We start from the raw sequence: 15152 nt of genomic DNA on the forward strand, positions 1-15152 counted from the left end.
TTAATGATTGGAGATAAGAAAGTAGATTTAAAAAATATTAATATGCCACTTTTAAATATATATGCAGAATACGATCATTTAGTTCCACCATCAGCCAGCAAAGCTTTAAATAAATATGTAAGCAGTACAGATAAAGAGATGTGCTCTTTCCCAGTAGGACATATAGGAATGTATGTTAGTTCAAAATCACAAAAAGAGATAGCTCCTAAAATGGCAAAATGGATTATGGATAGAAGTAAAAAATAATAAATCAGATGAAGGTAAAATGAGGATTGGAAGTACTTGTTGCTTCTAATCCTTATTTTGATTTCTTGGAAATTAATTTGTATATTAAAAAATATAAGGAATATGGCAGAGTACATTAGAGAATTTTATAGTTTTAATAATTAGTACAATATATTGTATAATGTGAAAAAAAAGTATATATTATATATATACTTGTACATATAGTATTATTTAATTGAATAAGAAATAGTAAGAAGACAAATTTTCTGAATATTCACATGAAATATGATTTTAAAATATTTTGTGGAGAGGGGATGAAACTATCAGTATGTCTTCAAATATATTAAATTCTGCAAATAACGATAAATTTGTAAGTAAAAAAAATTATAATTATTATGAATTAACTTTAGGAGTTAAACGTATATGGCTTTCAGAACCGCTTTTTGTAAATTGTGATAATAATAAAGTATTTGAAATTGAAACAAAACTAGGGAAAAAATTTGAGGGGAATATTATTAAAATAGGAGAAGATGAAAAGGGATTTTATATATTATTTCGTATGTTAGATTATAATTTAACAAATAATTCTTTTGATTATTTACCAAAAAGGATACCTAGAGGAAAGATAAACGTAAAAGAGGTGTTTTCACCTGAGAATATTAAAGGTGGAAGAGAACTTATTCAATATTGTGGAGGGTATTGGCCATATTTTCATGAAACACTACTATATACAGAAAGACAAAATAATAATCTTACTTTACATTTTAAAGAGGGATCACTTAGAGATGTAGCAGTAGATATTAATCTCATAGGAATATATGAAGAAAAATATTACGGTTATAAATGCAAAAATTTACAGTATTTTGAGAATGGTAATATTAATGAAATAAAGATTCGTAAATTGGAAAACTTAAATTATATGATTACTATTAATAATAATTATGATGAAGTTAAGATATCTGAGGGGAATAATTGTATTAATAAGGATATTAAATATACCGTAGAAAAATATCATAATGAAGCTGTTATTTATTGCAGTGGATTGAGCATTAAACATTTTAATAATTTTTTTTATGAATTGAAAAAAAGGGAATTTATTGCAGTAGAATTGATGAAAAGCGTAATAGAAATGATTCTAAGGCAAGAGAACTTAGAATTAAGTGGTTTAAAGCTTTTGCTGATAATATAGATACTAATGATATTCATATTGATCAGTATCTTTGGCATATTTTTAGTTATAAACGTCTTAATTGTTTAGAAGGAGAAGAAGCAGATGCAAGACTAATTTCAATAAAAAAGAAAAGTCTTTATGTGTTTTTTAACAATGAAAAAACTTGTTATGAATTAAGAAATGCAATGAATTTTCATCCTGATGATATTAGATACTATACTGACATTTATGTAACAGATAAAGATTTTTCTTGGACTTATGTAATAACCCATGAGACAGGAAGCTGTGGGCCATATTTTTATTCAAAATAAAAAATATTATACAAAGATTGTGATAGAATATAGATTGAGATATGAGGTTATTTAGTAAAATTTTTATATTGGCTGAGGAGTGGTTTTAGATGAATAAGAATTGCTTTGTTTCATGGAGCGGAGGAAAGGATTCATGTCTTGCTTTATATAAAGCTATAGAACAGGGGTATGTACCTAAGAAGTTGTTTACTATGTTTAGTATAGAAAATGATATAACTTCAGCACATAGATTAAAAGAAGATATTATAAAAGCACAAGCTGCTGCAATTGGAATTGACAATTTACTTGGAAAAGCATTATTCAATGATTACGAAGAAGTATTTGTTTCTAACCTTAAATTATTTAAGTTACAAGGAATAGATTATGGTATCTTTGGTGATATTGATTTAGAGGAACATAAGGAGTGGGAAGATAAAGTATGTGAAAAAGCTGTCATGAAAGCAGTTTTACCATTATGGCAAAGAAATAGAGAGGAAATTGTAAAAGAATTTTTAGATTTAGGTTTTAAAGCAAAAATAGTAGTAGTTAATACAACAATGCTTGATACTAGTTTTTTAGGAAAAGATTTAAGTTATTCATTGATAAAAGAAATTGAAGAAGCTGGTGCAGATGTTTGCGGTGAAAATGGGGAATATCATACAGTAGTATATGATGGACCAATTTTTAAACATACAGCTAATTTAGAGTATGGCAACGAGATAATACCTATAGAAAAGAAATGGGCTAAGATTGAAGTAGTAGCTAAGTAAGTTCAATAATTAATTTTTATAAAGCATTAGAAGAAAATCTTATATTTACGTGGGAAAAAACAGGAGAAATTTTATACTATAAAATAACTTTTAAGGATGGAAATAAAATAAATATTGCAGACAATATATTATGGAAAATGAACAAGTAGAATCATTAAGAAAATTTTTCAGTAGATTATCGATTGGTATAAACGTGACAAATTTAGTAAAAAATAGAGTAGTAACTAAGCAAATTTAAAAAGAATATATAAATAATGATCTAAAAACATCCTAAGTATGCAACAGAATTAGGGATGTTTTTAAATATTCATTAGTTTAGTTAATGAATAAATAGTTATAAATAGAGTCACCTGGTGCAAGGTGACCCTATTTAATATTTTAAAAACATTAGAAAAAATATAGATATTTGATTTATGAAAATTCGTATTTTTTATCTAAAATTAAGAAAAGTAAAAAAGTTATACTGCTGTCCAGCCCCCATCTACACATAGTATTTGACCTGTAGTATAGCTGGAAGCATCTGATGCAAAATAAATAGCTGCACCATTTAATTCCCCTGGATTTCCAGGCCTTCCTGCTGGGCATACCATGTTGTAAAGTTTTAATTTATCTTCCTGAAACAATGAATTTTTGGTCATTTCACTTTCGAAAAGACTTGGTCCAATTGCATTTACTGTTATACCATATTTTATTAAGGATGTCCCCATACCTCTTGTTAAATTCACTACTGCACCTTTTGAAGCATTATAAGCATGAAGAGGAACATTCTTACTTCCTACAAATCCACAAATGGAAGCAGTATTAATAATTTTTCCATATCCTCTTTCTTTCATATGCTTTACAACATACTTTGACATTAAGAAGGTACCTTTTAAATTTGTGTCTATAACTCTATCCCATTCAGCAGTATCTATAGTTTCCACTGAACCTACTGAAGCTACACCTGCATTGTTCATTAAAATATCTATTTTTCCAAACTTAGTTATAACAGTATTCACAGCTGATTTTGCATCATCTTCTTTTGTAACATCACATTTTACAGGGAGAGCTTTTCTACCTATAGCTTCAATTTCTTTAGCAACATTTTCAAGTCTATCAATTCTTCTTGCAAGTAATGCTACATTTGCTCCTTGCTCAGCAAATGCTTTAGCAATTTGAATACCTATTCCACTAGAAGCACCAGTTATAATTGCAACTTTACCAGTTAAATCAAATAAATTACTCATACAAGAATCCTCCTAATATAATTTTATTTAAATTTATAATTAGCTACTAATCTAAATTGTCTTCCCACCAATCCCATCTTAAATAGGAATAAGGTATAAATGACATTGGATTTATTTCTTCTAAAACAATTCCTTTAAGTAGCACATTTGTGCTTACTGTATAAATTCCACCTAACATTTTTACTACTTCTAATTCTGCCCATGGATCATGAGGAGAGTCTTTTAGAGTTATCTTCACTTCTCCAGCTTGAAGCAGAGTTGTGTCCATATTTATGCTTTGCTTTACAAGGGTAGGCTTTAAATCAAAACCACTGCCATCTATTGCTTTTGAATATTTTATATTAAATATTGGTAAGCCTTTACCATAGTTTTCAGCAAGTATTTTTTCGGCATGTTCATCATTGAGATTGCCATTAAGGTTTGCTTTTACATTAAAGAAGTCTGTACCATGACGACCTACAGTTCCTTCAACAAAATCGTTATCCTTTTTAAAGTTTATATCCGCCATCTTTTTTGGAAGTCCACAAAACTCTCTACCAAGTGCCATACCCATGCCATCAGTTATAGGCATGGATAAGCAGTAAGTTCCAAGCTCTCCATTGTAATCTGCCAGTATAAATAAACCCGCTTCTTTATATGTTGGACAGAAATTTGTTTTAGGATAGTTTGCTATAAAAGCATGAATTAAAGGTCTTTTAGCTGGTTTTAAAGGTGGTGGAAGTATACGTTTAATGATTTCAGGCTTTGTTTCCCAATAAATTGTAAGCATTTCAGTATCATAAAATTTTGTAGGTTTGCTACCATATTTCATAATGTCATTAATATTTTTTACAAAACTTCCCATAGGCTAAACCCCTTCTATTTTTAATTAATCTTTTTACTCTAAAAAATAAGCTTTTTCAAATCCAGTTTCAATTGCTTGAGCAATTCTTCCTGGTTTATTAGCATCTCCAAGAACATGTACTATGGAGAAATTCTTTTCTATTTTTTCAATAAATGAGGTGTTTTGTTTAACTCCAATAGATAAAACTACAGCATCAGTTTTTTTCCTTAAAGTAGAATTATCACTTGTATTTTGGAGAAGTATTTCTCCTTCAGATATTTTAATAAGCTTCATAGATGGAAGCATTTCTACATTATATTTTTTAAGTCTAGTAGTTAAATCAATAAGGTTTGGAAGATATGCATCAGGACCTATTTTGTTTTGCATTTCTACAACAGAGACCTTATTTTTACCTACAGAAAGATATTCAGCAATTTCAAGCCCAGTCATTCCAGAACCAATAATAGCAATATCTTTATCTTTTAAAACAATAGTACCGTCTAATATATCAATAACTGTATACACATTTTTACCTTCTACTCCCTTAATATTTGGAATTATAGGAGAGGCACCAGTAGCAACAAATACTGCATAGGGATTTAGTTTTATTAAATCTTCTACAGTTGGTTCGGTATTAAGTCTGATATCTACATTAAGTTGCTTTAACTGATAAGCAAGATTATCTATAAACCAATTTAGTTTTTCTTTAAGAGGTGGTTTGCTCCCAAGATATACGCTTCCTCCTAACACGTTTTTCTTTTCAAATAATACAGATTTAAATCCTCTTATTGCCAAAACTCTGGCAGCTTCCATTCCAGCAGGGCCGCCGCCTATAATAGAGACTATTCTGCCGTTACCATCTTTTTTGAAATTATCAAATTCTAATTCCCTTCCCATTCGTGCATTTACTGCACATTTTGAAGTTTTACATTCCATTAGCTCTTGTATACAGTAAAGGCAGGAGATACAAGGTCTGATTTCCATTTCTCTTCCTTCTATGGCTTTTTTGGGCCACTCTGGATCTGCAAGAAATTGTCTTCCTGTTGCAACAAAATCCACACTTCCTTCTTTTATAAGACTTTCTGCAAAATCAGGTTTTCTTATAACATTGCAGGCGATTATAGGAATGTGTACTGCATTTTTTATTTTTTCTGCAAGATGCCTCTTCCAGCCTTGGGGGTAGGAAATAGGTTCTATTATTGTATTTACAGATTCATAAGTACCTGAACTTACATTTAGTGCATCTACACCTAATTTTTCAAAGTATTTTGATGATTCAATTGCATCATCAAGATTAAATCCTCCTGGAACAAATTCATCTCCATCTACTCTAACAGATATTGGGAAATTTGGTCCGCATATGTGTTTTATTCCCATAATTATTTCAGTAATAAATCTCATTCTGTTTTGAAAGTTGCCACCATATTTATCCTTTCTAAGATTAGTAAGAGGACTCATAAACTGACCAAGAAGATATCCGTGGGCAGCATGAAGTTCAACACCATCAATTCCGGCTGCTTTAGCAATATAGGCTCCAAAAACAAATTTTTTAACAAGGGATTCAACTTCATCAGTGGTTAATTCTCTAGGCATTTCACCAATAGATGATGACATAACAGGACTTGGTGCAGTAATTTGTTTCCCACCAATTAAGTTACTATGATTTTGTCTTCCTGGATGGTGTAGTTGAAGGAATATTTTTGTATCATATCTATGAACTACTTTTGCTAGCTTTTCAAGTCTTGGTATATGTTTAAGATCTGTTGCACAAAGTTGATTTGGTGTACCTATTCCTGTCTCATTATCAATTCTTGTTATTTCTGTAATAATAAGACCACATCCGCCTTTAGCTCTTTCTTCATAATATTTTATTATCTCATCGGATGCTTCTCCAGTTGAGGTAGCAAGGGATGTACCCATAGCAGGCATAACTATTCTATTTTTTATTTGAAGATTACCTATGTGGCCTTTTGAAAAAAGTTTTTCATATTTCATTAATTTACCACCTCCAACTTAAGTATATTGTATAAAGGAGATAGTTAATACATTCAATAGAGACAAAAATAATTGACTTTGTTGTGCACTATGCACTACAATTATGGTAGGTGATTTGTATGAGTATTACTTTTGATGAACTTTGTGGATATTTTTCCAAAAATATAAAAAGTCAATATTTAAATAAAAAATATGAGTTTTTACTATTAGATGCTAAAATGCTTACAAACAATCAGAACTTTTTTGAGAATAATATTGTCTATATAGGTAAAACTTCAATGCTTAAGAAAAAGTTCAAAGATATTAAAGATACAAATCTTATCCTTATTAATGATAATAATTTATCTATTAAAGATTTTTTTTTAAATGATTTGAATATTATTGAAATTAAAGATTCAGAGGATATTTTTGAAATATATAATTTAACAAGAGATTTTTTTATTAGTAATATTGAAATTGAACATTATACAGCAGCTTTGTTTAAATCTTATATAGTAGGCAAAGGTCTTTTTAATATAGTAAAAGTGGCTTCAGACATACTTAATAATCCAGTTATTGTAATGGATTTAAGCTATAAGATACTAGCTTATTCAAACATTAGGGATATAACTGATGATATTTGGATTGACAATATAAAAAATGGGTATTGTTCTTATGATTTTATTGTAGAAGTAAAAAAAATAAAAAGTGTACAGGATGGGAAAAAGTTTGATGAACCTTATGAAGTTATATGTAATAAATCTCCTATTTTAAAATTAATTTCAAAGATAAAAATAAATAATAAACATGTTGGAAATGTAATACTTCTAGAATGTAAAAGACCTATAATAAAGAGGGATAAGGAAATATTAAAACTTACAAGTGAAATAGTAGCAGAAGAAATGAAAAAGAATGTTTTTTATAGAAATACAAAAAATGTAGTATATGAAGATTTCATTTATGATGTTCTTGAAGGTAATTTAAATGAAAGAGATGTAGTTAAAGAAAGAATGAAAAGTGCAAATATAAAATTAGGAAAAAAGCTGTTAGTACTTATATTTGATATTTCAAAGTATAATCCTTCTGATAGATGTTGTGGATACCTTAGAGACACTTTTAATTCTCTATTTCCTTCTAAAAGTTCAGTATATTATAATGATAATATTGTAATTATTAATGATAATAATATATCAAACTTCAGCGAGGAATTTATTGAAAGAGTTGAGCAGTTTTTAATTTTAAATAAAATATACTTAGGAGTAAGCAGAGAGTTTTCAGATATAATGGAATGTAGAAAATATTATCTTCAAGCTGCAAAAGCAGTGAAATTCAAAGATGCTATAGGTGATGGAAGTCCAATTATATTTTATTCTGATATTCAAATTTATGATATACTTTCATCAGCATATGAACATATGGAGTATAAAGATTTTTGTAATCCCATTCTTATTAAGCTAAAGGAATATGATAAATTAAACAATACGGAATTATATAAAACTCTATTTATATATTTAAAAAACAATCAGAGCATTCAAAAATCATCTAAAGAACTTTTTATTCACAGAAACACTATGAGAGCTAGATTACAAAAGATAAATGAATTAACTAATTTGGATTATTCTAATGTTGATAGTGTATGTAGTATATATTTAGCATATAAGGTGAATAGTTATTACAACAATATTATAGATAGATGATATTTACGATTATATTAGAAAATTTTATTTCATGGATGTCACCTCCAACGTTACTAAAAATTACAATTGATAAATAGTAACAATACATTTAATATAGGAATATAGTGAAGTAAATAAAAGTAAATTTATATAGAAAAATTATTATACTATATTAAATAAAAGGAGCGGACAATGGCTATGATTATAAAAAGAGAATATGAATTATATCATGCTATTGTAGAGAATATATTTGATGGCTTTGCTTATAACAAAATAGTATTGGATGAAAATGGGAGGCCTAAGGATTATATTTTTCTCGAGGTAAACGAAAAATTTGAAAAATTAATAGGAATGAAGAAAGAAGAATTAGTTGGGAAAAAATGTACAGAAGTATTTAAGAATTATAAAGAAAAAGCAATTAAGTATATTGATGCTTGTGGTAAAATCGCTTTAAATGGAGATACAATTAGATTTGAAGAATATTGGGAATGGGTAGATAAATGGGTATCTATTTTTGTTTATAGTGATAAAAAAAATTATTTTGCTGCAACCTTTATGGATATAAGTAAAATAAAAAATATTTTTTGTAAAATGACGGAAATGTGTTGTGATTTTGATAAGATAATGTATCTTTGCTTTCATGATAAATTGACTGGACTTTATAATAGAGCATTTATTGAAGAAGAACTTATAAGACTTAATTGTGAAAGACAGCTTCCATTAACTATAATTATGGGTGATATAAATGGACTTAAGTTAGTAAATGATGTTTTTGGTCATGATGTAGGGGATAAGTTTATTAAAAAAATTGCAAATATTTTAAAAAGTAGCTGTAGAAAAGAAGATGTAGTGGGAAGAATAGGTGGAGATGAATTTTTAATAATGTTACCCAAAGTAAGTGAAGAAAGAGGATATGAAATTATAAAGAGAATAAAAGAAAGTTGCAAAAAAGAAAATGAAGATCCTATAAGACCTAATATATCTTTAGGAATGGCAACCAAGAATTCTATTACTGACAACATAATGGAAGTATATAAAAAAGCAGAAGAAGAAATGTATAATAATAAATTAATAGAAAGCAAAAATTTAAAAAAAGAGATAATAGCAGCTCTAACAGATATTTTAAAAGTCAGATGTAAAGAAATGGAAAATCATAATAATAATTTAAAAGAACTTTCAATAAAAATTTCAAAAATATTAAATTTAAATAAAAATGATAAAGAGGCTCTAGAGTTATTAGCTAGTCTACATGATATAGGGAAAATAGGTATTCCAAAAGAAATTTTAGATAAAGAAGACAGATTAAATCAAGTAGAATACAATATAATGGGGAGACATTGCGAAATAGGTTATAGAATAGTTTCTTCTATTCCAGAGCTTGCCCATATTGCTGATTGTATATTAAGTCATCATGAACATTATGATGGAAATGGATATCCTCAAGGATTAAAAGGAGAAGAAATACCTTATTTTGCTAGGGTCATATCAATATTAGATGCTTATGATAATATGATAAACCCTAAATTTTATACAGAAAAAAAAACTAAATTGGAAGCTTTAGAGGAAATAAAAAAATTTTCAGGAACTAAGTTTGATCCTAATTTAGTTCAGATTTTTATAAAATTAATGGACAAAATGGAGAAGTATTGTGATAATACTAAGTAAAAAGGTTATATATTTTAATAATAGAAAAATAGAGTGGAATAAAGAAGTAATTAATGTCTATAAATTTATGAAAGGTCTTCTTAGTCCTCTCTATTTTTTAGAATAAAGAGAATATAATAGGCATTTTCTAGTAAATGTCAATTTTACTCTCCTACACCAAAATCTGTGTTCTGGTAAAGAATTTCTATATTATTCATTTCATCTAGAAAACTATAATTTTCTCTAAACCATTTAATAAGTTCATTATCCCTTTTAATAGAAGTACTATTTTCTGTAAAAATATTTATAGTACCATAAGAAAAATTATTTAGAATAATATTAATATCATTTTTTATCATTTCTTTTGTTTGACCTTCTATGCCTACAATGATACATACAGATTGAAAGTATTTTTTTACTTCAGTATAATCCTTAAAGTTGGCATTTTTATTTAAAATATTATTTCTGAAATTGTTGTCAAAGGTTTCTACTCCTATTTTAAATATTATTGGTATCTTAAAAAAATCTCTCATATCTTGGAGTCTATTTCTATAGATCCAGTGGCTTTCTAAAAATAATTTTTCTATTTTTTTTTCTTTTGTGATCTCTTTTATTCTTTCTAAGGTGTTTTTAGGAAGTTCAAAGCAGCTTCCAGAGTTTATTATTTCTAGTGCCTTATATTTTCCTGTTATATTATTTAAAACTTTAAAATTTAGATTATTTATGTCTGCTTCATTTAGTGAATTATCTTTTATATAGTCACAGAATGAGCATTTTCCCCAAAAGCATGGAAATGCTTTTAAAAGAACAATTTCTCGTCTGTTTTTATTTTTTATAATACTATATCTATTCATATTATCACCATCATTTTAATAACTATATTTATTATTGGAAAGAATTAAAGATATATCTTCTTCAAATTCTTTAAAAATAGTTTTTAGGAACAGCTCCATAAATCTATGTGCATTTACTTTATTAAGTACAAAGCAGTTAGGTTTATTATTATAGAAAGAAGCTACATCAACAACGCTTTGACCAATAGATATGTCTTCTGTGGCAATATCTACATAGGAGTTGAATCCAGAACATAAACTATTATCTATAAAGTAAGCTATAGCTAAAGGATCATTTATGACACATCCTAAGGTCTTTTCTTGCTTCCAATGAAAATTTACATAAAATTTAGTTATATCTACAATAAAATTTGATAAAGAAGTATTAAATTGTTTTAAAAGTTCTATATAGTTTGGAGTAAGTACTATTTCTCTTGTAACATCTAGTCCTACCATAGTAAAAGGAACAGCTATATGCCTATACACATATTTAGCAGCATGAGGATCTACAAAGTAATTAAATTCTGCTATAGGTGAAGAATTACCATGACTTTTAAAAGTTCCTCCCATGGAAACTATTTCTTTAACTTTACTAAAGGTTTCATTATCTTTTTCCATAGCCTTAGCTATATTGGTCATGGGACCTAGAACTATAATACTCACTTCTCTTTCTTTTTTTATAGTTTTTAATATAAAATTTATAGCACCATATTTAATAGGTACTTTTGATATATCTGGTAGAAATGTATTTCCAAGGCCATCACAACCATGAGTATCTTCAGCTGTAATAAGTTCTCTAACTAGAGGATATTCTTCTCCTATATAAACAGGTATATCTAACCTGTTTATTAAATTCAAAACTTTTAGACAGTTTTTCCATCCTTGAAGGGCAGGCACATTTCCAGATACTATGGTTATACCTAAAATTTCTAATGCTTGTGATTTTAAAGCAAAAATTAAAGCTAAGGCATCATCAATACCTGGATCACAATCAATAATAACTTTTCTTTTTTTCATCTTCATGTCTCCTCTAAATTGAATTCTTAAATTTACATGCTAGAATATAGTTTTTAATGAAGAAATTTGGTATACAATTATATTTTGCATAAATGATAAAATTTATTTAAATTTATTAGTAAAGTTAAAAAAAAAATTAAAAGTTAAGAATTACTTCATTTGAAAAATGGATAATAGATGATATAATGTAAACATATAATGAATAAAATGTAATATTAAAAATAATAAGGAATAAATAAGTCAATAAAGTATATTTTTAGTAATTTATTGGCAATATATAGACATTTCTATTGAGGAGGAAATATACATGGAATGGAAACATAAAATACCAAAGGATCTAGCTGAAAAAACTGTAAGAATGTTATATGACATTACAGGGAAAAATGTAAATGTAATGGGAGAAGAAGGAGAAATTATTGCTACAGCTCAAAAAGAAAGGCTTGGTAATATTCATGAAGCAGCTAAAAAGATTATTGATGGAGAAATAGATTCAGCGTCAATTACTATAGATGAAGCAAAGAATCTTCAAGGAGTTTTACCAGGATACAATGGACCAGTAATTGTAAAGAATGAAATTGTGGGATGTATAGGTTTAACAGGAGATCCGGAAGTAGTAAGGCCTTTGCAATTAATGGCAGCGAAAATTATGGAAGATGAAATTGATAAAAGAATTGCAGAGAAAAGAAAACAGGAGACTATAGATATAGTTTCATCGCAAATACAAGAAGTTACTTCTCTTATTAAAAATATTTCTAAATCAGCAGAAGATATTTCAGGAACTAGTGAGAATATAAGAGACACTGCAAAGAAGCTTGAGGATGAAATAGTAAATATAAATAAGGTACTAGAATTTATAAAAAATATAGCTAGGCAAACAAATCTTCTAGGATTAAATGCAGCTATAGAGGCAGCTAGAGCTGGAGAATATGGAAAAGGATTCTCTGTAGTTGCTGCGGAAATCAGAAAACTATCTTTAAATTCTGCAGATTCCTTAAAAGACATAGAACAAATATTAGAGGAAATAAAAAAGTTTATTATTTATATAGCTAATACTGTAGATGAGAACTTAATAAAAACTAATGATCAGGCTAATGAATTAGGACAAGTTGAGAAGAATATGTTTAGCATTGAAGATGAAATTGTAAAAATAAGTAATTAGATATAGTTATAAAATAATTTAAATTAAAGCAGTTGGAAATTTTGTCTGAATTTTATTGTTTAACAGTATTTTTGATATTTTCTATAAAATTTCAGAAAAATTTCCTAAAATCTATTGACAATAGCAAATATTAACTGTAAAATAATAGGTGAATTGGGTAATCGTTTTCCTGGGAGGTAATGATGAAATCAAAAAAAAGTATATCCATTAAGGAAATTGCTAAATTAAGCGGAGTATCGGTGGCTACTGTATCTAGAGTTTTAAATAATAATGGTAGATTTTCAGAGGAAACTAGAAAAAAGGTAATGGATATAGTAAATAAATTTAATTATCAAACTAATATGGTAGCAAAAAGTTTAAGAACAAGCAAATCAAATATCATAGGGGTAATAGTACCGGATATAACAAATGAATTTTTTGCTGGATTAGTTTTAGCAATTGAAAGTTACTGTTTTCCTAAAGGATATTCTGTGTTTGTATGTAATACCAATGAAGATGAAACGAAAGAAAATGCATATTTCACAGATTTAGCATCAAAGGGAGTGGATGGATTAATATATATTTCTGGTAAAAGTGACAAAATATCAAAAGATAGTGATTTTTATAATACTCCAATAGTATGTATAGATAGAAAGCCTAATATTAGTAATGATGTTATATGTATAACTTCTGATAATTATAAAGGTGGATTAATGGCCACAGAAACCCTTATACAAAAAGGATGTAAAAATATCTTAATACTTAGAGATTATAGAAGGTTATCTAGTGGAAATATGCGTTATTTAGGATATAAACATGCTTTAGAAAAGCATGATATAAAATTTAAAGAAGAACTCATAATAGATGTTAAGGTTAGCTTTGATTCAGCTAAAAATGCAGTAATTGATTTAATAAAAAAAGGAATAAAGTTTGATAGTATATTTGCATGTACTGATTGGTTAGCTATGGGAGCTATAGCTGCTTTAAAAGAGAATAATATTAATATTCCAGATGAAATTAAGATTATAGGTTTTGATAATATATCTATAGCTAAATATAGTCATCCAAAAATTTCAACCATAGAACAAAACAAGAATGAGATGGGAAAAACTGCAGCAAAAGTTTTGCTAGATATTATTGAGGATAGAACAAAAAAGATAGATGATTTGGTTTTGCCAGTAAATTTAATATTGAGAGAAACTACATAAATTTCAAAGGGAATTTTATGAGGTGTGGGTAATCGTTTACCCAAAATTATAAAGGTATAAAAAGGGAATAAATAATTTGTTTAAAAAGCAAATTGTTTTATAAATAAAATTTTTTTCAATATTTTAGGGAGGGGAAATCATGAAAAAAATCTCAAAAATTGTAGCACTTGCTCTTAGTTTAGTGCTTACAGGATCATTATTAGCAGGGTGTGGTAAGACAAGCCCTACAGAAAGTAAGAAAGGTAGTGAAACTAAGCAGGAAGAAAAGTCTTCTGGAACAGAAGTAGCTGTAATTCTTAAAACTTTATCTAATCCTTTCTGGGTATCAATGAAAGAAGGGATTGAAAGAGAAGCAAAAGCAAAAAATATTAAGGTAGATGTTTTTGCTGCAGCTTCAGAAGATGATGTTCAAGGGCAGCTTAAATTACTTGAAAATCTATTAAACAAAAATTATAAAGCTATAGGTGTGGCACCTCTTTCACCTGTTAATTTAATTCCAGCTATAGCTCAAGCAAATAAAAAGGGAATATATGTAGTTAATATTGATGAAAAAGTTGATATGAAAGAGCTTAAAAATGCCGGAGGAAGTATAGTATCTTTTGTAAATACTGATAATGTAAAGGTTGGAGAAAAAGGAGCAAAATTCATAACTGATAAATTAGGAGCTAATGGAGGAGAAGTAGCAATAATTGAAGGAAAAGCAGGAAATGCCTCTGGAGAAGCAAGAAAAGTAGGAGCGAAAAAAGGTTTTGAAGCTGCAAAAGGAATAAAATTAGTAGCTAGTCAGCCAGCAGATTGGGATAGATCAAAGGCTTTGGATGTAGCAACAAATATGTTACAAAGATACCCTAATATAAAAGCGTTTTATTGTGCAAACGACACTATGGCACTTGGTGTAGTACAGGCTGTTGAAAATGCAGGAAAAAAAGACAAAATAGTTGTAGTTGGTACTGATGGAGCTCCAGAAGCAATTCAGTCCGTAAACGATGGTAAGTTAGGAGCAACTGTAGCTCAAGATTCAGCTCAAATAGGAGTTGCAAGCTTAAATGAATTATTAAAAGCTTTAAAAGATAAACCAGAAATTTCAGCAGATAAAGAACCAGCAGTTATATCTGTAGATTCAAAATTAATAGTTAAATAACATAAAATAATTGAGG

At 28.0% G+C, this 15152-nt stretch carries 13 protein-coding genes and 1 pseudogene; 9 read left to right on the plus strand and 5 right to left on the minus strand.

What is annotated here, in order from left to right; genetic code table 11:
* From J2Z24_RS19670 to J2Z24_RS19685, 4 genes and pseudogenes are all read left to right on the plus strand, one after another.
* Positions 1–246 (plus strand): annotated as a pseudogene (locus J2Z24_RS19670) (class III poly(R)-hydroxyalkanoic acid synthase subunit PhaC); the annotation flags it as partial.
* Positions 247–553: 307 nt separating this feature from the next.
* Complete coding sequence (locus J2Z24_RS19675; protein ID WP_111947673.1) at positions 554–1414, plus strand: hypothetical protein; 861 nt, start codon at positions 554–556, stop codon at positions 1412–1414.
* A gap of 17 nt (positions 1415–1431) precedes the next feature.
* A complete protein-coding gene (locus tag J2Z24_RS19680) occupies positions 1432–1707 on the plus strand; it encodes a DUF4275 family protein (protein ID WP_338078434.1) in 276 nt (91 codons plus the stop codon).
* Between the two features lie 89 nt (positions 1708–1796).
* A complete protein-coding gene (locus tag J2Z24_RS19685; protein WP_035150587.1) occupies positions 1797–2456 on the plus strand; it encodes a Dph6-related ATP pyrophosphatase in 660 nt (219 codons plus the stop codon).
* Positions 2457–2914: 458 nt separating this feature from the next.
* On the opposite strand, the gene J2Z24_RS19690 is transcribed toward J2Z24_RS19685, so the two are convergent.
* Genes J2Z24_RS19690 through J2Z24_RS19700 form a run of 3 tightly spaced genes read right to left on the minus strand, consistent with a single transcriptional unit; the run spans position 2915 to position 6500 of the window.
* Entirely contained in the window at positions 2915–3682 is a 768-nt protein-coding gene (locus tag J2Z24_RS19690) for an SDR family NAD(P)-dependent oxidoreductase (protein ID WP_035150584.1), read from the minus strand.
* Between the two features lie 46 nt (positions 3683–3728).
* Positions 3729–4526, minus strand: a complete 798-nt coding sequence (locus J2Z24_RS19695; RefSeq protein WP_051593393.1) for an acetoacetate decarboxylase family protein — start codon at positions 4524–4526, stop codon at positions 3729–3731.
* A gap of 33 nt (positions 4527–4559) precedes the next feature.
* On the minus strand, positions 4560–6500 hold the full coding sequence (locus J2Z24_RS19700; protein ID WP_035150583.1) for an NAD(P)/FAD-dependent oxidoreductase: 1941 nt from the start codon (positions 6498–6500) through the stop codon (positions 4560–4562).
* Between the two features lie 119 nt (positions 6501–6619).
* Here J2Z24_RS19700 and J2Z24_RS19705 point away from each other — a divergent pair, with 119 nt between their 5' ends.
* Together J2Z24_RS19705 and J2Z24_RS19710 are read left to right on the plus strand one after the other, a co-directional pair.
* Positions 6620–8176: a PucR family transcriptional regulator gene (locus J2Z24_RS19705; RefSeq protein WP_035150581.1), complete on the plus strand. Its 1557-nt coding sequence runs from the start codon at positions 6620–6622 to the stop codon at positions 8174–8176.
* Between the two features lie 171 nt (positions 8177–8347).
* On the plus strand, positions 8348–9820 hold the full coding sequence (locus J2Z24_RS19710; protein WP_051593392.1) for an HD domain-containing phosphohydrolase: 1473 nt from the start codon (positions 8348–8350) through the stop codon (positions 9818–9820).
* Positions 9821–9963: 143 nt separating this feature from the next.
* Here the strand turns inward: J2Z24_RS19710 and J2Z24_RS19715 are convergent, their stop codons facing one another.
* Entirely contained in the window at positions 9964–10653 is a 690-nt protein-coding gene (locus tag J2Z24_RS19715; protein ID WP_035150579.1) for a radical SAM protein, read from the minus strand.
* Positions 10654–10668: 15 nt separating this feature from the next.
* Positions 10669–11649 carry a nucleoside hydrolase gene (locus J2Z24_RS19720; protein WP_035150577.1) on the minus strand — a complete coding sequence of 327 codons (981 nt, stop codon included), beginning with the start codon at positions 11647–11649 and terminating at the stop codon, positions 10669–10671.
* A gap of 307 nt (positions 11650–11956) precedes the next feature.
* Between J2Z24_RS19720 and J2Z24_RS21695 the strand changes: the two genes are divergently transcribed.
* From J2Z24_RS21695 to alsB, 3 genes are all read left to right on the plus strand, one after another.
* Entirely contained in the window at positions 11957–12808 is an 852-nt protein-coding gene (locus tag J2Z24_RS21695) for a methyl-accepting chemotaxis protein (RefSeq protein WP_035150575.1), read from the plus strand.
* Positions 12809–12990: 182 nt separating this feature from the next.
* Entirely contained in the window at positions 12991–13995 is a 1005-nt protein-coding gene (locus J2Z24_RS19730) for a LacI family DNA-binding transcriptional regulator (protein WP_035150573.1), read from the plus strand.
* 139 nt (positions 13996–14134) lie between these two features.
* Positions 14135–15136 (plus strand): D-allose transporter substrate-binding protein, encoded by a 1002-nt coding sequence (alsB, locus tag J2Z24_RS19735; protein ID WP_035150571.1) that lies wholly within the window; start codon positions 14135–14137, stop codon positions 15134–15136.
* Positions 15137–15152 lie beyond the last annotated feature (16 nt).

The organism is Clostridium tetanomorphum, from assembly GCF_017873215.1.
GTDB lineage: Bacteria > Bacillota > Clostridia > Clostridiales > Clostridiaceae > Clostridium_AO > Clostridium_AO tetanomorphum.

Excerpts from the sequence above, each read along its gene's own strand:
- J2Z24_RS21695 (WP_035150575.1), top strand. The coding sequence starts at position 11,957 with ATGGAATGGAAACATAAAATACCAAAGGATCTAGCTGAAAAAACTGTA.
- J2Z24_RS19720 (WP_035150577.1), bottom strand. The coding sequence starts at position 11,649 with ATGAAAAAAAGAAAAGTTATTATTGATTGTGATCCAGGTATTGATGAT.
- alsB (WP_035150571.1), top strand. The coding sequence starts at position 14,135 with ATGAAAAAAATCTCAAAAATTGTAGCACTTGCTCTTAGTTTAGTGCTT.
- J2Z24_RS19685 (WP_035150587.1), top strand. The coding sequence starts at position 1,797 with ATGAATAAGAATTGCTTTGTTTCATGGAGCGGAGGAAAGGATTCATGT.
- J2Z24_RS19715 (WP_035150579.1), bottom strand. The coding sequence starts at position 10,653 with ATGAATAGATATAGTATTATAAAAAATAAAAACAGACGAGAAATTGTT.
- J2Z24_RS19675 (WP_111947673.1), top strand. The coding sequence starts at position 554 with ATGTCTTCAAATATATTAAATTCTGCAAATAACGATAAATTTGTAAGT.
- J2Z24_RS19730 (WP_035150573.1), top strand. The coding sequence starts at position 12,991 with ATGAAATCAAAAAAAAGTATATCCATTAAGGAAATTGCTAAATTAAGC.
- J2Z24_RS19700 (WP_035150583.1), bottom strand. The coding sequence starts at position 6,500 with ATGAAATATGAAAAACTTTTTTCAAAAGGCCACATAGGTAATCTTCAA.
- J2Z24_RS19690 (WP_035150584.1), bottom strand. The coding sequence starts at position 3,682 with ATGAGTAATTTATTTGATTTAACTGGTAAAGTTGCAATTATAACTGGT.
- J2Z24_RS19710 (WP_051593392.1), top strand. The coding sequence starts at position 8,348 with ATGGCTATGATTATAAAAAGAGAATATGAATTATATCATGCTATTGTA.
- J2Z24_RS19695 (WP_051593393.1), bottom strand. The coding sequence starts at position 4,526 with ATGGGAAGTTTTGTAAAAAATATTAATGACATTATGAAATATGGTAGC.
- J2Z24_RS19705 (WP_035150581.1), top strand. The coding sequence starts at position 6,620 with ATGAGTATTACTTTTGATGAACTTTGTGGATATTTTTCCAAAAATATA.